Genomic DNA, 17840 nt, shown 5'->3' with positions numbered 1-17840 from the left:
CACTGCAAAGATGCGCACATGAAGCACCGCATTGCAAGAGCGATGGGGCGGCCCGCCCGACGCCGGACGAAGGAGCTTTCGCCATGAAGCGCGCGGATGTACGCGTGGGGGTCGGAGGCTGGACCTACGAGCCCTGGCGCGACAACTTCTACCCCAAGGGCCTGCCGCACGCCCGCGAGCTGGCCTATGCCAGCCGCCACCTGACGGCCATCGAGATCAACGGCACCTACTACAGCGGCTTCAAACCCGAACACTTCCGAAAGTGGGCCGCCGAGACGCCCGATGGCTTCGTGTTCTCGCTCAAGGCGACGCGCTTTGCCACCAATCGCAAGCAACTGGCGACGGCCGGCGAATCCATACGCCGCTTCATCGACAGCGGCCCGACGGAGATGGGCGCGCGCCTGGGGCCGATCGTGTGGCAGTTCATGCCGACCAAGCAGTTCGACGCCGAGGATTTCGAGGCCTTCCTGGCCCTGCTGCCCGCCAAGGAAGGCAGCCACGTGCTGCGTCATGTGATGGACGTGCGCCATCCGACCTTCATCTCGCCGGACTACCAGGCGCTGGCGGACAAGTACGGTGTCTCGACGGTCTTCACCGATTCGGACAAGTACCCGTCATTCGACGAGCCGCAGGGGCCGGTGGCGTATGCGCGCCTGATGCGCAGCGATGCCGCCTACGTCAACGGCTACGCGCCCAAGGCGCTGGACGAATGGGCCGAACGCGCCAGGAAATGGGCGGCCGGGCGCGAGACGTTCGTGTACTTCATCAACGGCGCAAAAGAAAAGGCACCGGCCGCGGCCGGTGCCTTGCTCGATCGGTTGGGCTGGAAGCCGCCGTCCGATTGACGAACCGTGGGCCAGCCGCCATGCGGCCGGCCCGCCCGCTCAGGCTGCGGCCTGGAGCGCTGGCTTGGCGGGTTTGTCTTCCGACTTGTCGGCGCTGGCGGACCTTTCGCCAACGCTGATTTCGCCGGACAACTGGCCGCCTTCCTCGATGACGACCTTGCCGTAGCGGATCTTGCCGCTGACCTTGCCGGTGGCGTGGATGACCAGCTTCTCGCGCACGGTCAGGTTGCCGTCGAACACGCCGCGGATCTCGGCGATGTCGATGCCGGCCGAGCCCTTGAAGGCACCCGTCTCGGCAATCTGCATGACGCGCGAATCCATTGTTGCTTCGACCAGGCCTTCGACCACGAGCGTGTCGCAATCGGTGATCTCGACGCCCTTGAGCTTGATGTTGGGACCCACCGTGAGCTTGGCGCCGCCTTCCTTGGCAACGGCACCCGCAGCGGTTGCCGCGTTGCTGACCGACGGCGGCACGGAGCTGGCCGCGCCTGCGGCGCTGCTGCCGACGGGCGTACCGGACAGATTGGTGCCAGAACCCATCAGCGGTGCGGGACGGGAAGTGAGCGGCTCGGGCTCGCGATCACGACGGCCGAAGAAGGGGGACTGAGATGCCACTGGGTTAACTCCTGCAGAAAAGGCCATCCTAGAAGCGCACACGCTCGCCGCGTGACTTCATTGCGAAAGAGGCGTAACAAAATGGAGCAGCGAATCACTCTTCGCAAACTTTTCACTACTTCGGTAACAAATTAGTCGGCGGAATCAGATTCGTGCCACTTCACACGGCCCTGGCTGAGGTCCTGCAGCCGCTGCATCAGCGCCGAGGCGATGGCGGCGTCGACCTCGAAGCGCAGGTGGACGTCGGCCTGGTGGCGCACGTCCTGCAAGTCGGCGCCGCACGCGGCAAGTTCGCGGCGCGCCGCGCCTTCGAGTGCATAGGGCAGCGCACATTCGAGGATGCTGCGCGGCACGCGTTGGATCACCGGCGCGTCGGCCAATGCGCGCGACACCGCTTCGGTATAAGCGCGCACCAGTCCGCCGGCGCCGAGCTTGACGCCGCCGAAGTAGCGCACCACGGTGGCGAGTACACCGTCGAGTTCACGATGGCGCAACACGTCGAGCATGGGCCGCCCGGCGGTGCCGCCGGGCTCGCCGTCGTCATTGGCCGCCGACTGCCCGCCGGCCATGAGCGCCCAGCACACATGGCCCGCTGCCGGGTGCTCGGCGCGCAGGCCGTCGACCACCTGGCGTGCGGCGGCCCGGTCCGTGACCGGCTGGACGCAGCCGATGAAGCGGCTCTTCTTGACCAGCAGTTCGCTGTGGGCGGCGGCGGTCAGGGTGAAGGCCATGCCAGGCGCGGGCGCGCTTGCCGACGCACGCGCTCAGGCGCTGCGCTCGATGCGGAACACGGCCGTGCCGGCGCGCGCATTGGGCAGCCAGCGCACCTCGCGTTCGTTCTGCAGGCCGAATGCTTCGAGCACGCGCAGCTTGTTCTTGTGCGCAAGCGCCTCGAAGTCCTTGAACGTACCGACCCGGATGTTCGGCGTGTCGTACCACTCGTAGGGCAGGCGGCGGGTCACGGGCATGCGCCCGCGGGCGATGCTCAGGCGATTGGGCCAGTGGGCGAAGTTCGGAAAGGCAATGATGCCCACGCGTCCGACCCGCACCGTCTCGCGCAGCATGACCTCCGCATTGCGCAGGTGCTGCAGCGTGTCGATCTGCAGGACGATGTCGAACGAGGCGTCCTGGAACAGCGCCAGCCCTTCCTCGAGGTTGAGCTGGATGACGTCCACGCCGCGGCGCACGCATTTCAGCACGTTGCCGTCGGCGATCTCCACGCCGTAGCCGGTGCAGCCGCGCTCGCGCTGCAGCAGGTCGAGCAAGGCGCCGTCGCCGCAACCGAGGTCGAGCACGCGCGAGCCGCGCGGCACCATCTGCGCGATGCGGCGCTGGGTCGTCTCGTCGCTCACGGCGCGGCCTCCTGCGCGATGCCCTCGAAGTACGCGCGCACGACGCCGAGGTAGCGCACGTCGTCGAGCAGGAAAGCGTCGTGCCCGTGCGGCGCGTCGATCTCCGCGTAGCTCACGCGGCGGCGGTTGTCGAGCAGGGCGTGCACGATCTCGCGGCTGCGTTGGGGCGCGAATCGCCAGTCGGTGGAGAAGCTCACGATGAGGAAGGCTGCTTGCGCGGCGGCAAGCGCCGCGGAAAGGTTGCCGCCGTAGGCCAGCGCCGGGTCGAAGTAGTCGAGCGCACGGGTGATGAGCAGGTACGTGTTGGCATCGAAGTACTCGCTGAACTTGTCGCCCTGGTGGCGCAGGTAGCTCTCGATCTGGAATTCCACGTCCTGCGTGGAATAGCGGTACGACGCGCCTTCGGCGGTGGCGTGCCTGAGCTCGCGGCCGAACTTCTCGTTCATCACGTCGTCGCTGAGATACGTGATGTGTCCGATCATGCGGGCGATGCGCAAACCACGCTTGGGCAGCACGCCATGCGCATAGAAATGCCCGCCGTGGAAGTCGGGATCGGTCACGATCGCCCGCCGCGCGACCTCGTTGAAGGCGATGTTCTCGGCCGTGAGGTTGGGCGCGCTGGCCACCACGACCGCATGCCTGACGCGCCGCGGGTACTGCAACGTCCATGAAAGCGCCTGCATGCCGCCGAGGCTGCCGCCCATGACGGCGGCCAGGGTGTCGATGCCGAGGGCATCGAGCAGGCGCGCCTGTGCGTCGACCCAGTCCTCGACGGTAACGACCGGGAAATCGGCTCCCCAGACGCGGCCTGTTTCCGGATTGACGTGCATCGGCCCCGAGGAGCCGAAGCAGGAGCCGAGGTTGTTGACGCCGATCACGAAGAAGCGGTCGGTATCGACTGGCTTGCCGGGGCCGATCATGTTGTCCCACCAACCCTCGGACTTCGGCTGGCCCGCATACACGCCGGCGACGTGGTGCGACGCATTGAGCGCGTGGCACACCAGCACGGCGTTGCTGCGGTTGGCGTTCAGCGTGCCGTAGGTTTCGTACGTGAGCGAGTAGCCGGCCAGCCGGGCGCCGCTGCGCAGCGGCAACGGCTCGCCGAACGACATCGTCTGGGGCGTGACTTCGAAGGACATCGACAATAAAAAACCCGGCCTCGCCAAAAACGAGCCGGGTAGGCATCCGTCTTTAGCAGTATTTATCAAGCGCCCGCAAGCTGGAGCAAATCGGCGCGGCGTCAGTATAGCGAGGCTCCCCGGCCGGCGGGCTTGCCCACCCCATGCCGCGAGGCGGCGGAGCCGGCTGCCGATGCCCACGCAAGCGGTCGGACGCGCCCGGACGTTGGGTCGAAGCGACAGACTCGTTTCGACCCGTTAGGCACCTCGGCAACGGCGAATCGGGAGATACCGCTGTGGCCCATGTAGGCCATTGATATACGGCGCCGCATGAGTGCGTACACACTTCGATTTTTTTCTTGCCTATTGCGTTAGAGATATCAATTTCCTACTTGCTTTTTCGAGAGATCACACATAATGCGCGAAGCCTTTCCAAGGCCTTTCATAGGTGGATGGGATGGCAAGTAGGTGATCGGGCAGTTTCGCGAGACTTTTCAGCTTGATTTTGCGAGTCAAGCTCACGGGACTCCATCGCTGGTTTTGTTATTTTTGAGGAGTCCCTTGATGGGCAATAAACTGTACGTCGGCAACCTGCCGTATTCCGTGCGTGACGGTGATCTGGAGCAGGCCTTCGGCCAGTTCGGTTCGGTCACCAGCGCCAAGGTCATGATGGAGCGCGAAACCGGCCGCTCCAAGGGCTTCGGCTTCGTGGAAATGGGCAGCGACGCGGAAGCGCAAGCAGCCATCAACGGCATGAACGGCCAGCCCCTGGGCGGCCGCAGCGTCGTGGTCAATGAAGCGCGCCCGATGGAGCCGCGTCCCCCCCGCAGCGGTGGCGGCGGCTACGGCGGTGGCGGTGGTGGCTATGGTGGTGGTGGCGGCGGCTACGGCGGCGGCGGCGGTGGCCGCAGCGGTGGTGGCGGCGGCTACGGCGGCGGCGGTGGTGGTGGCTACGGTGGCGGCGGCGGTGGTCGCGGCGACGGCGGCTTCCGCAGCCCGTACGGCACCGGCCCGCGCAGCGGCGGCGGTGGCGGCGGCCGGGGCTTCGGCAGCAGCAGCTACTGATCCACGCCGGGGCACGAAGGTGCCCCGAGCAAATGGACAAGAAAGGGCTCCGATCGGAGCCCTTTTGCTTTTTCGCCCCTCAGGCTTCGGAGCGGCGGCGCTTGCGGCCCCGGCCCTGAACGGCCCGGTCGAACAGCGCGTTGGGCACCAGGCGCAGCAGCTTCGCCACGACGCCCATCTGCCACGGGATCACCCGGTAGCTGCTGCCTTCCTCGATCGCGCGGCGAGCGCGTCCGGCGAAGTCGTCCGGCTGCATCAGGAACGGCATGCCGTAGCGGTTGCCTTCGGTCAGCGGCGTGGCCACGTAGCCCGGGCAGATCGTCACCACGCGCACACCGGTGCCGTGCAGTTCGGTGCGCAGGCTCTCGCAATAGCTGATCACGCCGGCCTTGCTGCCGCAGTAGGCGCCATGGCCCGGCAGGCCGCGGATTCCGGCCACGCTGGCGATGCCGACCAGGCGGCCGCTGCCGCGCGCACGCATGGCCGCAACGAAAGGATGAAACGTTGCCGCCATGCCAAGATTGTTGATGGCGAAGGTCTGCGCCATCACGTCCAGGTCGTCCCGCTCGGCGGTGTCCATGCCGATGCTGATGCCGGCATTGGCGATGACCACGTCGGGAAGGCCCTGGCGTTCGATGCAGGCCCGGCCCGCGCCGATGATGCTGTCGGGCTGCGCCACGTCAGCCCCATAGACCTGGACCTGTTCCGCGGCGATCGACTGCGACTGAGCCCATGCCTGCACTTCATCGACGCGGCGCGCCGACAGCGCAAGCCGCCAGCCGGACCGCGCATACTGCGCGGCCAGCGCCTGCCCGATGCCGCTGGAAGCGCCGGTGATGAAGACCAGCGGACCCTTGCCGTCGCTCATCGGCCCTTGGCGGCTGCCGGCGGCTGGATGACGCCGCGCACGCGCCCCTTGAGGTTCGCCACGCCGGTGATCTTGTCGTAGTCCATGGCGTCGGCCGTGAAGGTGTCGCTGCCGCGCGTCAATGTCACGGGCTTGTTGGACATCACGCGCTCCTGGTCGACGAAGGCCCAGAGGAATTCCCCGCGAAACTCGAGCCGCGGAAGCACGGTGCCGTCGGTGTCGCGTGCTTCGTCGCGCACCACCACGGCATCGCCGAACAACTGGACCTCGCTGGCGTCTGCGTTGGACAGTCCCCGCTTGGCCGTGGCGTGGGTGACCAGCCCGGCCGGCGAGATGCTGCGCAGCTGCACCTGGTCGACTTCCATCGTGTCGGTGTCGGGATAGTGGCGCCCTTCGGTGCCGCGCAGTTCGCTGCGCAGGTCGCCGTTGGGCAGGAAGCGTTTGACCACGAAGCCCTGCATGAAGTAGTCGGGCTCGTGGGTCGGCGCTGCCGGCGTGGTGGGCGACGAGAGCTTGGGCGCGATGCGCACGAGCCAGTAGGAGCTCAGGGCGAGTGCGGCGGCGAGCACGATCGGCAGGTAGATCGTCAATCGATCCAGCCCGACGGTCAGCCAGCGTGGCAGCGCCATCAAGGCTGCGGCCCCCGCGCCGCGTCCAGCATGCGACGGTAGTGCCCACCGGCGGTGAGCAGCAGGTCGCAGAACTCGCGCGCCGCGCCTTCGCCGCCGCGTGCCCGCGTCACGTGGTGTGCCACGGAGCGCACTTCCACGTGTGCGTTGGGCGGCGCGACGGCCAGCGCGGCCCGGCAGAGCACGGGCAGATCCGGCCAGTCGTCGCCGATGGCCGCCGCCTGGGTCCAATCCAGGCCGAGGGCGTCCAGCATGGCTTGTGCGGCTGGCAGCTTGTCCTCGGTGCCGTAGCGCACGTGCTGCACGCCCAGCGCTTCCAGGCGCAGGCGCAGCGGCTTGGAGTCGCGGCCGGTGACGACGGCCGGGACGATGCCGGCGCGCTGCAGCAGCTTCAGTCCCAGGCCGTCGAGGATGGAGAAGCGCTTGAGCGTCTCGCCCGCCTCGGTGAAGTAGACGCCGCCGTCGGTGAGCACACCGTCGACGTCGAAGAAGGCCACGCGCACGTCCTGCGCCGCGAGCAAGGCTTCGGTCGGGAACGGTTGCGACGCCGCGGGGGACGCCGCGCTCACGAGGCAGCCTCCGTGGGAGCGGACGGGCGAACGCGCATCAGATCACCTTCGCACGCATGAGGTCGTGCGTGTTCAGGGCGCCGACGACGCGGCCATCGGCATCGATGACGAAAAGGCGGGTGATGCCGTGCTGTTCCATCAGTTCGGCCGCTTCCACCGCGAGGGCCTCGACGCGGATGGTGCGCGGGCCGCGATGCATCACCTCGTCTGCGCGCGCGCTGCGCAGGTCGACGCCGCCCTCGACCAGCCGGCGCAGGTCGCCGTCGGTGAAGATGCCGCTGGGCCGGCCATCGGGCTCGACCACCACGGCGGCACCGAAGCCGCCAACGCTCATGGCGCGCATGAGTTCGCTCACCGTGGCCTGCGGCGTGGCGCGCGGCACCTGATCGGCGCTGCGCATGACGTCGCTGACGTGCGTCAGCAGCTTGCGCCCGAGCGCCCCTCCGGGATGCGAGCGGGCGAAGTCCTCGGCGCCGAAGCCGCGGGCGTCGAGCAAGGCCACCGCCAGGGCGTCGCCAAGCGCCATCTGTGCCGTGGTACTGGCGGTTGGCGCGAGGTTGAGCGGACAGGCTTCCTTCTCGACGCCGGCGTCGAGCACGACGTCGGCATGGTTGGCCAGCGTGGAGTCGAGCCGGCCGGTCATGGCGATGAGCGGGACGCCCTGGCGCTTGACGACCGGCAGGATGGTGGTGAGTTCCTCGACCTCGCCGCTGTTGGAGATGGCCAGCACCAGGTCGACCGCCTTGATCATTCCCAGGTCGCCATGGCTGGCTTCGGCCGGATGGACGAACATGGCCGGCGTGCCGGTGGAAGCGAGCGTGGCGGCAATCTTGCGGCCCACGTGGCCACTCTTGCCCATGCCCATCACGACCACGCGGCCGCGAACCGCGAGGATGCGGCGCACCGCCTCGACGAAATTGCCGCCGACGCGCTGCTTCAGGCCGAGCACGGCCTGCGCCTCGATGTCGAAGGTGGCGCGCGCCCGCGCCAGCATCGCGTCGGGGTCGAAGGCGGCAGCGGTGTCGGGCGTCGGGGTGCTCATCGACCGGATTCTAGGCGCCCGGGCCGCGCCGGGCGTGCGGCTCGGGCACTTGGAAACCGCTTGCCGGCCGCGTGTGGCCGCCGGCAGGTCGCCGCCTCGAATAGGATCAGGCGATGTCTTCGTTCGAGCTCACGCTGCTCTATCTGCTCGCCGCGGTCAGCGGCGTGGTGGTTTGCCGCTCGATGAAGCTGCCGCCGATGCTCGGCTACCTGGTGGCCGGCGTCGTCATCGGTCCGCACGCGCTGGCACTTGCGCACGACTCCGAAGGAATCCGCCACCTGGGCGAGTTCGGCGTGGTGTTCCTGATGTTCGTCATCGGCCTCGAGTTCAACCTGCCCAAGCTGCGCGCGATGCGCCGCCACGTTTTCGGGCTGGGTTTGCTGCAGGTGGTGCTGACGATGGTCCTTGCCACCGGCGGTGCGCTGCTGCTGGCACGCCTGCTGCCGCCGCAGTGGCGCTTTTCCTGGCAGACAGCGCTCGCCCTGTCCGGCGCGCTGGCCATGAGCAGCACCGCGATCGTGGTCAAGCTGATGGCCGAGCGGCTCGAGCTCGACAGCGAGCACGGCAAGCGCGTCATGGGCGTGCTGCTGTTCCAGGACCTGGCGGTGGTGCCCCTGCTGGTGGTGGTCCCGGCGCTGGGCACGCCGCCGGACCTGCTGCTGACGGCGCTGCTGGTGGCCATGCTCAAGGCCGGCGCGCTGGTGGCGGTGCTGCTCTTCGGCGGCCCGCGCATCATGCGGTGGTGGCTCACCCTGGTGGCCCGGCGGCGCAGCGAGGAGCTGTTCATGCTCAACCTGCTGCTGATCACCCTCGGGCTGAGCTGGCTGACCGAGCGGGCCGGCCTGAGCCTGGCGCTGGGCGCCTTCATCGCCGGCATGCTGGTGTCCGAGACGGAGTTCAAGCTCCAGGTGGAAACCGACATCCGGCCCTTCCACGACCTGCTGCTGGGCCTGTTCTTCATCACCATCGGCATGGCGCTCGACTGGCACGTGGTGGTCGAGCGCTGGCGCCTGGTGGCCGTCCTGCTGGTCCTGCCGCTGGCTTTCAAGCTGGGCCTGGTGCTGGTACTGGCGCGCGTGCTGGGGGCGACCACCGGCGTGTCGCTGCGCGCCGCGCTGTACCTGGCGCAGGCGGGCGAGTTCGGCTTCGTGCTGCTGACGCTGGCCAGCCAACGCGAACTCATCCCCGACTGGCTGATCAACCCCGTGCTCGCGTCGATGGTGACCTCGATGCTGGCCACGCCGTTCATCATCCTCTACAGCGAGGCGATCGTACGCAAGCTGGTGGCCAGCGACTGGCTGCAGCAGTCGCTGCAGATGACGTCCATCGCCCGCAAGACCATCAACACGACCCGCCACGTGATCATCTGCGGCTACGGGCGCTGCGGGCAGAACCTGGCGCGCATCCTGGAGCGCGAAGGCATTCCCTACGTGGCGCTCGATCTCGATCCCGACAGGGTGCGACAGGCGTCGGCCGCCGGCGACTCGGTGGTGTTCGGCGATGCGGCCAGACTGCAAGCGCTGATGGCAGCCGGCCTGGCACGCGCCAGCGCCGTGGTGGTCACCTACCTCGACGTTCCCGGTGCGTTGAAGGTGCTGGCCAACAGCCGCGCACATGCGCCGCAGGTGCCGGTCATCGTTCGAACCCAGGACGACCACGACCTGGAACGCTTGCAGGCCGCGGGTGCCGCAGAGGTGGTGCCGGAGGCGATCGAAGGCTCGCTCATGCTGGCCAGCCATGCGTTGGCGCTGGTCGGCGTGCCCTTGCGGCGGGTGATCCGGGTGGTGCAGGACCAGCGCGATGCGCGCTACCAGCTGCTGCGCGGCTACTTCCACGGCGCCGACGACGACCATCCCGACGAGGTCGAACAGGAGCGCTTCGACAGCATCACACTCGAGCCGGGCGCACGCGCCGTGGGGCAGGACATCGACAGCCTGGGGCTGGAATCGCTCGGGGTGCGGGTGGTGAGTCTTCGCACGCGCAACGGCCGGCGCAGCGAGGCCACCGGCCAGGCGCACCTGGCGGCCGGCGACATGCTGGTGCTCTCGGGCAAGGCAGCGCCCCTGGCCGAGGCGATGGAGCGGCTGGCGCGGCGAGCCTAGTCGCCGCGGGCCGCTAGCTTGCCCACTGCGGGTTGCGCTTTTCTTCCTCCAGCCGCTGCTGGTCGCGCACGGCCTGGCATTGGGGATGGCTTCTTTGCGACGCCTGGGCGCATTGGTCGGCCAGGCAGCGCGCCTTGGCGATGAAGTTGCGGCCGGCGCAGGCTTCCTGCGGCGACGGCGGGGGCGGAGGCGGGGGCGCCACCTCAGGCGGCGGGGCGGCGGCCACTGCCGGAGGCGGCGGCGGAGGTGCGCGCTTGCGCGCGACCGGCTTGCGCACCGGTTTCGCCGGTGCCGGCTGCTCGGCCACCGCCGGCGGCTCGGCCGCCACTGTGGCCGGCACGGCGTCCACGGTCGCGGCGGCGTGGGTTGATTCCGTCGGCGGCGCCTTCGCTGCCGGTGCGGCGGCATTCACCGATGGGGCTGCGGGCGGCGGGGTGGCTGGCGCAGCAGAAGCTGCGGCGCTGGCCAATCCCGCCGACGGAGCGCGATGCCCGATGGCCAGCCATGCCACGGAGGCCACGGCGATGATCACGCCCGCCAGCGCCGGCAGCAGGAGCCGGGCACGGGGCGCGTCGGCGTCGATGGCGCCTGGTGCACCGGGAAACTCCGGAAGATCGTTCGAAGCCCACGGCGGCAGGGATGGCGGCGCCGCGGCGGCGGAAACGCCGGTCGCCAATGCCATGGCCGGGTCGGCGCCCAGCCCGGCCGGCGCTTCGCTCGGCCAGGATTGGGCGATCTTGCGCCCGCACCCCTTGCAGAACTTGGCCGCGTTGCGGTTCTCGGCCCGGCAATGCTCGCACAGCAGCGCCATGGTGTGTCGATCCGGGTGCGCTGCGCCAGCGCGCCTCAGGTCACCGCGACGCGCTTGGGCTTGTTGACCATGCGCTTTGCAATGACGGCGCCCAGCGCCATGGCCACTTCCAGTGCCAGCGCCGGCTGGCGGTTGACCATCTCGGAGAAGCGGATCGGCGTCAGCCGCCAGAGACGGCTGGCGCCGGTGGCGATCACGTTGGCCGAACGCGGCAGGTGCGAGAAGAAGGCACCTTCGCCCACCACCGACCCGGCGTTGAGGATGGCCAGCTGCATCTTTCCGCTCGAGCTGATCACGTGCACGCTGAGTGCGCCGCTTTCGATGAAGTAGAGGGAGCGGTCCTGCGAGCCCTGGTCGATCAGGATCTGGCCCGGCGGCAGGTCAAGGGGCTGCAGGTAGGTCGCCAGCATTTCCCATTGCTGGGCATTCAGCGACGGCGCGAACGCGTCGTAGCTGGTGTTCTGCGAAATAGCGCGACAAAGTTCCTGGATGGGCACGGACATGGGCGTAGCGCTCCGTGAATGGAGGCGCCGCCAGTATCAGCGATATTCCCGCTGTTGTGTACAAAATGTAATTAACGTAACTACTACGTGCTATTTGCCGATGCAGAAGCGGGAGAAGATCACGCCAAGCAGGTCGTCGGCGCCGAACTCGCCTGTGATTTCATTCAGCGCGTTCTGGGACAGGCGCAATTCCTCCGCCAGAAGCTCGAGCATGGGCGAGGGCGCATCCAGCTGGGACGACGCCGACGCCAGATGATCGCCCACGCGCGCCAGCGCTTGCACGTGCCGCGCGCGAGACAGGTACACCCCTTCGGGCACGGCTTGCCATCCGGCCACCGCGAGCAGCCGCTGCCGCAGGTCTTCCAGGCCTTCGCCTGAGCGGGCCGACAGGGCGATGCCCTCGGCCGGCTGCGGCGCCAGTTCGCCGACGGCGTCGCGCTTGTTCCAGACATTGAGCACCGGCACGCTGGCGAGCAGCGCCTGGCGGATCCGCCGCAGCAGCGCGGCGTCCGCGTCGGCATAGCCCGGCTCGCCGGCCCGGGTGAGGTCGTGCAGGAACACGATGGCATCTGCGCCTTCGATCTGGCCCCAGGCGCGCGCGATGCCGATGCGCTCGACCTCGTCGCTGCTGTCGCGCAACCCGGCCGTGTCGGCCACATGCACCGGCACCCCCTGGATCTGGATGGTCTGCGCGACCACGTCGCGCGTTGTGCCGGGCACGTTGCTGACGATCGCCAGTTCGGCGCCGGCCAGCGCGTTGAGCAGCGAGCTCTTGCCGGCGTTGGGTTGGCCGGCAATGACGACCTTGATGCCCTCTCGCAGCAACGCCCCCTGGCGTGCGCGTGCCTGCACCGCTGCCAGCCGCGCGCGTAGCGCCGCCAACTGGCCCGCCGCGTCCGCCTGGCGCAGGAAGTCGATTTCTTCCTCGGGAAAGTCCAGCGTCGCCTCGACCAGCATGCGCAGGTGGATCAGCGCGTCGCGCAGGCCGTGGATCTCGCGCGAAAACTCGCCCGACAACGAGCGGCTGGCACTTCGCGCGGCCGCCTCGGTGCTGGCGTCGATCAGGTCGGCGATGGCCTCGGCCTGGGCCAGGTCGAGCTTGCCATTGAGGAACGCGCGCTGGCTGAATTCGCCCGGCTGCGCCACCCTCAGGTTGGCCGCGCGCGGCTGGCCGGTGGCGTCGTCCGATTCGGCGGCCGCCTCCAGGCAACGCGCCAGCAGCAGCTGCAGCAGGACGGGGCCGCCGTGCGCCTGCAGCTCCAGCACGTCTTCGCCGGTGAACGAATGGGGCGCCGGGAAGTAGATGGCCAGGCCGCGGTCCAGCGGCTGCCCGCTCGCGTCGAGGAAGGGCAGGTACGTGGCCTCGCGCGGGCGCAGCGCCCGTCCGCACAGGGCCCGGACCAGCGGACCCAGGTTCGCGCCGGACACCCGCACGATGCCCACCGCGCCACGACCCGGCGCAGTGGCGAGGGCAACGATGGGATCCGCATGGCGAGCCAGCATGGGGCGATTCTTTCAGCAAAAAGGGCCGCTTTCGCGGCCCCGGACGTCCAGACTGTGCGACGTGCTACTTCTTCTTGACGGCGACGGCCGTCTTGGCCGCGGCGGCGGTCTTGCGGTCCGGGATCACGCCCAGCCGCTTGTTGATGACCCACTGCTGGGCGATCGACAGGATGTTGTTGGTGATCCAGTAGAGCACCAGGCCGGCCGGGAAGAAGATGAACATGACCGAGAAGGCCAGCGGCATGATCCACATCAGGCGAGCCTGCATCGGGTCCGGCGGGGTCGGGTTCAGCCAGGTCTGGACCAGCGAGCTGGCCGTCATGATCACCGGCAGGATGAACCACGGGTCGGGTGCGGACAGGTCGTGGATCCAGCCGATCCAGGGCGCGTGGCGCATCTCGACCGACGACAGCAGCACCCAGTACAGCGCGATGAACACCGGGATCTGGATCACGATCGGCAGGCAGCCGCCCATCGGGTTGACCTTTTCCTCGCGGTAGATGCGCATCATCTCCTGCTGCATCTCCTGCGGCTTGTCCTTGAGGCGCTCGCGCATTTCCATGATGCGCGGATTGATGGCCTTCATCTTGGCCATGCTGCCGTAGGCCTTGGCATTGAGCCAGTAGAAGGCGGCCTTGAGCAGCACCACCAGGGCAACGATCGACCAGCCCCAGTTGCCCAGCAGCGTGTGCAGCTTGTTCAGCAGCCAGTACAGCGGCTTGGAGATGATGGCGAAGACGCCGTAGTCCTTGACCAGCTCGAGCCCCGGAGCCAGCGCCTCGAGCTTCTTTTCCTCTTCGGGGCCGGCGAACAGGTTGCTGTCGAGCGTGCGGGTGGCGCCGGGCGCCAGTTGCGGCAGGTTCATGACCACCGCGGCCGAGAACTGGTTGTTGCCCAGGTCGCGCACGCGGAATTCGCGGCGCAGCTTCTCGTTGCCCGGCAGGTTGAGCAGCCAGGCGGAGGCGAAGTAATGCTGCACCATTGCCACCCAGCCGTCGTTGGCCGGCGGCGGCACCTCGCCCTTGCCCTTGGCGATGTCGGCGAAGGCCACCTTGTGGAACTTCTTCTCTTCCGTGTAGAAGGCCGGGCCGGTGAAGGTGTTGGCGCCGAACATGGTGGTGCCCGGCACGGTGCCGTGGCGCACCAACTGCATGTAGACCTGCACGTCGCGCGGCTGGTCGCTCACGTTGACCACCTGGTGCTTGACGTGAATGACGTAGTCGCCACGCTTGAAGACGTAGGTCTTGACGTACTTGATGCCGCCTTCGGGCTGCGACTCGAACGACACCTCCAGCGTGTCCTGCCCATCGGCGAGCACGCGCGCGCCGGGCTGGACGGTCATCGGCGCCAGGTGGGTCGGGAAGCGCGGGCCGCCTTCGGTCGGGTTCAGCAGGCCGGTCTGGGCGACGTAGCGCACCGCCGGCGAGCCGTCCTCCATCAGCACCACGGGCTTGACCTCATTGAGCGGGACCGGACGGCCGATGAGCTTCTTGAACCACTCCACCAAGCCGTGGTTGTTCGTCTCGTCCATGAACTGGCTCAGCTCGAGCCGCGACAGCGTGCCGCCCTGGCTGTCGATCACCGCCCGGAACACGTCGGTCTTGACTTCGACCTGCGTGCCGGCGGGCGCGGCCGCGGCCGCCTGCACCGGCACGGTGCCGCCGGCGCTGCTCGCCGCAGCCGGTGCCGGAACGCCATCCGCGCCATGGCCGGCCGCATTGCCGGCCGGGGCGACGGGTTGCTTGCCGGCGGCGTCGTGCGCCTTCTGCGAGGCCGTGGGCAGGAAGGTCGGCACGCGGCCGTTGTAGACCTGCCATTGGTCCCACAGCAATATCAGCGAGAACCCAAAGATCACCAACAGGATGGTTCGGCGGATGTCGTTCATGGAGGGGACTTCTTGTCGTACGGGAGAAGAGAGGAAAACAGCGCCGGACGCGCACCGGCGCCGGCGCTGCCGCCGGCGGAGGGGACGGGATCGTGCCCGCCCTCGCACCACGGCTGGCAACGTGCCAGGCGGCGCAGCGTCAGGTAGCTGCCGCGCGCCGCGCCGTGGCACTGCAACGCGTCGATGGCATAGACGGAACAGGTCGGCTCGAAGCGGCAGGCCGAACCCAGCCACGGGCTGAGCAGCAGCCGATAGCCGCGCACCAGCCACACCAGCAGGCGCGCCACCGGCCCGCTGGCGCGAGCACTGGCGGGGACCGCCGGGCCGGCGCTCATGCCGAGCCTTCCGGACGGGCCACGGCAGGTGCCGGCGCCGCCACGCGCTCGAAAAGCCGCAGCAGTTCAGCGCGCACGGCCGCCTTCAGCGGACCCGAGGCGGCACTTGGAAAGGCGGTGCGGTCGAAACCGGCGCGCAGGCGCACGATGTACGCGGCGTTCGGCGCGGCGGCTTCGAAGCTGGCGCTCACTTGATAGATCTGGCGCTTGATGGCGTTGCGCGTGACGGCGCGGCGCGCCCAGCGCTTGGGCACCATTGCGCCGAGCCACGGGCCCGCGCCGTCGAACAGCGGGGGCTCGCGCCGCCCGGGCGCTTCATCCGCGGATGGCGCAGACGACAGCGCGCCGGCCGCCTCGGCGGTCCGGCGATGCAACGCGAAATGGGGGGTGCGCGCCACCGTGGTCCCGGCTAGAACGGCCTGGAACTGCGCACGTGTCTTCAACCGCATCATGAGGCTGGACACGGCAGGTCGGCCATCGTCGAAGCCGGCGCCAGCCAGTCTCGAGGCGTGGGTCTGGGCGTGAACCCGACGCTGGCCGTCAGACGGCCAGGCGCTTGCGGCCCTTGGCGCGGCGGGCGTTGATGACGGCGCGGCCGCCACGGGTCTTCATGCGGACCAGAAAGCCGTGGGTGCGGGCGCGACGGGTCTTGGAAGCTTGGTAAGTACGTTTCATGATTGAAAATTTCCTGATGGTCTTGGCGTGGTGGCCAGACGCCCCGCCAACGGCTTAACTCGAAGCGCCCATCGGGCCGTGCCCGGCCCATGATGGCTGGGCCCTGGGCGTGAGCGGACTCTGGCCTGCCGCAGCGCTTCTCTTTTCTTTGCTCCCCCGCCTCCGCAAGTAGCTCGGCTCGCACCGCACCTGGAAATGAAGCGCACTGAGGGAAACCCGCGATTATCGCAAACATTTGCGACAAGCACAATTCGAGGCCCGTATCGGGCTGCCCACAGATAGCCCTGCCGGGCGCCGAAAGGCGGTGTGGATAACGTCTTGAGAAGTTAGAATGGACGGCTTGCCCGCAGCGCGGCTATCCACAACCCTACAACGACAATGCCCGAGGGATACACCCTGCGCCTTCCCATCCATGTCCAGTGACGGCATCGGCGAAAGTCTTTGGCAAGCCTGCGTCGACCAGCTCGCGCAGGAGCTGTCCGAGCAGCAATTCAACACCTGGATCAAACCGCTGACCGCACAGGTCACGGACGACCTGTCGCGCGTCACCGTCTTCGTCGCCAACCGCTTCAAGCTCGATTGGATTCGCGCCCAGTACGCCGGCAAGATCGCCGCGCTGGCCGAGAAGCTGAACGGCCAGCCGGTCACCATTGAGTTAGCGCTCGCTCCGCGTGAAGCGCCCGTCATGCCTGCCCCCGTGGCCGTCTCGGCTTACACCGACGTGCCGCGGGACGTGGTCGGCCTGGGCGAAGAGCCGCCGGTTGCCGGCTTCAAGAGCCGGCTCAACGCCAGCCTGACCTTCGACACCCTGGTCGAAGGCACGGCCAACCGCATGGCGCGCGCCGCGGCCATGCACGTGGCCGGCATGCCGGGGCACCTGTACAACCCGCTGTTCATCTACGGCGGCGTCGGCCTGGGCAAGACCCACCTGATGCACGCCGTGGGCAACCGGCTGCAGGCCGACAGGCCGGACGCCAAGGTTCTCTACATCCACGCCGAGCAGTTCGTCTCGGATGTGGTCAAGGCGTACCAGCGCAAGACCTTCGACGAGTTCAAGGAGCGCTATCACTCGCTCGACCTGCTGCTGATCGACGATGTGCAGTTCTTCGCCAACAAGGATCGCACGCAGGAAGAATTCTTCAACGCGTTCGAGGCCCTGCTGGCCAAGAAGAGCCACATCGTGATGACCAGCGACACCTATCCGAAGGGGCTGGCGGACATCCACGAGCGGCTGGTGTCGCGCTTCGACTCGGGGCTGACGGTGGCGATCGAGCCGCCCGAACTCGAGATGCGCGTGGCCATCCTGATCAACAAGGCGCGCGCAGAAGGTGCCGAGATGCCCGAAGAGGTGGCTTTCTTCGTGGCCAAGAACGTGCGCTCCAACGTGCGCGAGCTCGAGGGGGCGCTGCGCAAGATCCTGGCCTACTCGCGCTTCAACCAGAAAGAGATCTCGATCGTGCTGGCGCGCGAGGCGCTGCGCGACCTGCTGTCGATCCAGAACCGGCAGATCTCGGTGGAAAACATCCAGAAGACGGTGGCGGACTACTACAAGATCAAGGTCGCCGACATGTACAGCAAGAAGCGCCCGGCCTCGATCGCCCGCCCGCGCCAGATTGCCATGTACCTGGCCAAGGAATTGACGCAGAAGAGCCTGCCCGAAATTGGCGAGCTGTTCGGTGGCCGCGACCACACGACCGTGCTGCACGCGGTGCGCAAGATCTCCGGCGAGCGCCAGCAGCTGTCCGAACTCAACCAGCAACTGCACGTGCTCGAGCAGACGCTCAAGGGCTGAAGACCACACCGCCCATGCGCCCGAGCCGCCACTGCCGCGTCACCCGCCTGTCCCATCATCGCCGCGCCGGCGCTGTACCGGGCGCGTCGGGTGTCCAGGTTCCGGATCCAGGAAACAAAAAGGAAGAGAAG

Annotated in this window: 19 protein-coding genes; 4 read left to right on the top strand and 15 right to left on the bottom strand. The window is 68.2% G+C overall.

The genetic code is table 11. The features are described 5' to 3' along the window. The first annotated feature begins 83 nt into the window (after positions 1-83). Complete coding sequence (locus tag VES41_RS05685; RefSeq protein WP_324814097.1) at positions 84-845, top strand: DUF72 domain-containing protein; 762 nt, start codon at positions 84-86, stop codon at positions 843-845. 39 nt (positions 846-884) lie between these two features. Here VES41_RS05685 and VES41_RS05680 read toward each other — a convergent pair whose 3' ends face one another. The 4 genes from VES41_RS05680 to metX all read right to left on the bottom strand — a co-directional run bounded on the left by VES41_RS05680 (position 885) and on the right by metX (position 3951). Then, positions 885-1460 carry a polymer-forming cytoskeletal protein gene (locus VES41_RS05680; protein ID WP_324814095.1) on the bottom strand — a complete coding sequence of 192 codons (576 nt, stop codon included), beginning with the start codon at positions 1458-1460 and terminating at the stop codon, positions 885-887. A gap of 131 nt (positions 1461-1591) precedes the next feature. After that, complete coding sequence (locus tag VES41_RS05675; protein ID WP_324814092.1) at positions 1592-2191, bottom strand: YigZ family protein; 600 nt, start codon at positions 2189-2191, stop codon at positions 1592-1594. Between the two features lie 33 nt (positions 2192-2224). Beyond that, complete coding sequence (gene metW, locus VES41_RS05670) at positions 2225-2812, bottom strand: methionine biosynthesis protein MetW (protein ID WP_324814089.1); 588 nt, start codon at positions 2810-2812, stop codon at positions 2225-2227. After that, on the bottom strand, positions 2809-3951 hold the full coding sequence (gene metX, locus VES41_RS05665) for a homoserine O-succinyltransferase MetX (protein ID WP_324814087.1): 1143 nt from the start codon (positions 3949-3951) through the stop codon (positions 2809-2811). The genes metW and metX overlap by 4 nt, the downstream gene beginning before the upstream one ends. Before the next feature lie 543 nt (positions 3952-4494). On the opposite strand from metX, the gene VES41_RS05660 reads away from it, so the two are divergent. Further along, the gene (locus VES41_RS05660) at positions 4495-4995 is read left to right on the top strand and encodes an RNA-binding protein (RefSeq protein WP_324814085.1); all 501 of its coding nucleotides are present in this window, start codon (positions 4495-4497) and stop codon (positions 4993-4995) included. A 79-nt stretch (positions 4996-5074) separates the two neighbouring features. On the opposite strand, the gene VES41_RS05655 is transcribed toward VES41_RS05660, so the two are convergent. The 4 genes from VES41_RS05655 to VES41_RS05640 are packed head-to-tail and all read right to left on the bottom strand — an operon-like array spanning position 5075 to position 8103. Continuing rightward, on the bottom strand, positions 5075-5863 hold the full coding sequence (locus tag VES41_RS05655) for an SDR family oxidoreductase (RefSeq protein WP_324814083.1): 789 nt from the start codon (positions 5861-5863) through the stop codon (positions 5075-5077). Beyond that, a complete protein-coding gene (gene lptC, locus VES41_RS05650; protein WP_324814079.1) occupies positions 5860-6492 on the bottom strand; it encodes an LPS export ABC transporter periplasmic protein LptC in 633 nt (210 codons plus the stop codon). The genes VES41_RS05655 and lptC overlap by 4 nt, the downstream gene beginning before the upstream one ends. After that, positions 6492-7061 carry a KdsC family phosphatase gene (locus tag VES41_RS05645; protein ID WP_324814077.1) on the bottom strand — a complete coding sequence of 190 codons (570 nt, stop codon included), beginning with the start codon at positions 7059-7061 and terminating at the stop codon, positions 6492-6494. Before VES41_RS05645 ends, lptC begins: the two co-directional genes overlap by 1 nt. A 37-nt stretch (positions 7062-7098) precedes the next feature. Beyond that, positions 7099-8103: a KpsF/GutQ family sugar-phosphate isomerase gene (locus tag VES41_RS05640; protein ID WP_324814075.1), complete on the bottom strand. Its 1005-nt coding sequence runs from the start codon at positions 8101-8103 to the stop codon at positions 7099-7101. A 113-nt stretch (positions 8104-8216) separates the two neighbouring features. Here VES41_RS05640 and VES41_RS05635 point away from each other — a divergent pair, with 113 nt between their 5' ends. Beyond that, positions 8217-10205 carry a cation:proton antiporter gene (locus tag VES41_RS05635; protein ID WP_324814072.1) on the top strand — a complete coding sequence of 663 codons (1989 nt, stop codon included), beginning with the start codon at positions 8217-8219 and terminating at the stop codon, positions 10203-10205. 13 nt (positions 10206-10218) lie between these two features. Here VES41_RS05635 and VES41_RS05630 read toward each other — a convergent pair whose 3' ends face one another. From VES41_RS05630 to rpmH, 7 genes are all read right to left on the bottom strand, one after another. Further along, positions 10219-11016, bottom strand: a complete 798-nt coding sequence (locus VES41_RS05630) for a hypothetical protein (RefSeq protein WP_324814067.1) — start codon at positions 11014-11016, stop codon at positions 10219-10221. A 35-nt stretch (positions 11017-11051) separates the two neighbouring features. Next, the gene (locus VES41_RS05625; RefSeq protein ID WP_324814983.1) at positions 11052-11513 is read right to left on the bottom strand and encodes a cyclic nucleotide-binding domain-containing protein; all 462 of its coding nucleotides are present in this window, start codon (positions 11511-11513) and stop codon (positions 11052-11054) included. 96 nt (positions 11514-11609) lie between these two features. Beyond that, a complete protein-coding gene (mnmE, locus tag VES41_RS05620; protein ID WP_324814065.1) occupies positions 11610-13022 on the bottom strand; it encodes a tRNA uridine-5-carboxymethylaminomethyl(34) synthesis GTPase MnmE in 1413 nt (470 codons plus the stop codon). 64 nt (positions 13023-13086) lie between these two features. After that, positions 13087-14907 (bottom strand): membrane protein insertase YidC, encoded by a 1821-nt coding sequence (gene yidC / locus VES41_RS05615; RefSeq protein WP_324814062.1) that lies wholly within the window; start codon positions 14905-14907, stop codon positions 13087-13089. Next, complete coding sequence (yidD, locus tag VES41_RS05610) at positions 14904-15242, bottom strand: membrane protein insertion efficiency factor YidD (protein WP_324814060.1); 339 nt, start codon at positions 15240-15242, stop codon at positions 14904-14906. Before yidD ends, yidC begins: the two co-directional genes overlap by 4 nt. Beyond that, complete coding sequence (locus tag VES41_RS05605; protein ID WP_324814056.1) at positions 15239-15694, bottom strand: ribonuclease P protein component; 456 nt, start codon at positions 15692-15694, stop codon at positions 15239-15241. Before VES41_RS05605 ends, yidD begins: the two co-directional genes overlap by 4 nt. A gap of 88 nt (positions 15695-15782) precedes the next feature. Then, a complete protein-coding gene (gene rpmH / locus VES41_RS05600; RefSeq protein WP_047486751.1) occupies positions 15783-15917 on the bottom strand; it encodes a 50S ribosomal protein L34 in 135 nt (44 codons plus the stop codon). A gap of 412 nt (positions 15918-16329) precedes the next feature. Here rpmH and dnaA point away from each other — a divergent pair, with 412 nt between their 5' ends. Continuing rightward, positions 16330-17709, top strand: coding sequence for a chromosomal replication initiator protein DnaA (dnaA, locus tag VES41_RS05595; protein WP_324814048.1), 1380 nt, complete (start codon positions 16330-16332; stop codon positions 17707-17709). Positions 17710-17840 lie beyond the last annotated feature (131 nt).

The sequence above is a fragment of the Variovorax sp. genome, from assembly GCF_035634955.1.
GTDB lineage: Bacteria > Pseudomonadota > Gammaproteobacteria > Burkholderiales > Burkholderiaceae_C > Variovorax.
Note: the sequence above shows the minus strand (reverse complement) of the source record. Positions and strands in the feature narration are given on the sequence as shown.

Bases quoted from the DNA above. Each gene is read 5' to 3' on its own strand.
- VES41_RS05685 (WP_324814097.1), top strand. From the start codon at position 84: ATGAAGCGCGCGGATGTACGCGTGGGGGTCGGAGGCTGGACCTACGAG.
- VES41_RS05675 (WP_324814092.1), bottom strand. From the start codon at position 2,191: ATGGCCTTCACCCTGACCGCCGCCGCCCACAGCGAACTGCTGGTCAAG.
- metX (WP_324814087.1), bottom strand. From the start codon at position 3,951: ATGTCCTTCGAAGTCACGCCCCAGACGATGTCGTTCGGCGAGCCGTTG.
- VES41_RS05660 (WP_324814085.1), top strand. From the start codon at position 4,495: ATGGGCAATAAACTGTACGTCGGCAACCTGCCGTATTCCGTGCGTGAC.
- VES41_RS05655 (WP_324814083.1), bottom strand. From the start codon at position 5,863: ATGAGCGACGGCAAGGGTCCGCTGGTCTTCATCACCGGCGCTTCCAGC.
- lptC (WP_324814079.1), bottom strand. From the start codon at position 6,492: ATGGCGCTGCCACGCTGGCTGACCGTCGGGCTGGATCGATTGACGATC.
- VES41_RS05640 (WP_324814075.1), bottom strand. From the start codon at position 8,103: ATGAGCACCCCGACGCCCGACACCGCTGCCGCCTTCGACCCCGACGCG.
- VES41_RS05635 (WP_324814072.1), top strand. From the start codon at position 8,217: ATGTCTTCGTTCGAGCTCACGCTGCTCTATCTGCTCGCCGCGGTCAGC.
- VES41_RS05630 (WP_324814067.1), bottom strand. From the start codon at position 11,016: ATGGCGCTGCTGTGCGAGCATTGCCGGGCCGAGAACCGCAACGCGGCC.
- mnmE (WP_324814065.1), bottom strand. From the start codon at position 13,022: ATGCTGGCTCGCCATGCGGATCCCATCGTTGCCCTCGCCACTGCGCCG.
- yidC (WP_324814062.1), bottom strand. From the start codon at position 14,907: ATGAACGACATCCGCCGAACCATCCTGTTGGTGATCTTTGGGTTCTCG.
- yidD (WP_324814060.1), bottom strand. From the start codon at position 15,242: ATGAGCGCCGGCCCGGCGGTCCCCGCCAGTGCTCGCGCCAGCGGGCCG.
- VES41_RS05605 (WP_324814056.1), bottom strand. From the start codon at position 15,694: ATGATGCGGTTGAAGACACGTGCGCAGTTCCAGGCCGTTCTAGCCGGG.
- rpmH (WP_047486751.1), bottom strand. From the start codon at position 15,917: ATGAAACGTACTTACCAAGCTTCCAAGACCCGTCGCGCCCGCACCCAC.
- dnaA (WP_324814048.1), top strand. From the start codon at position 16,330: ATGTCCAGTGACGGCATCGGCGAAAGTCTTTGGCAAGCCTGCGTCGAC.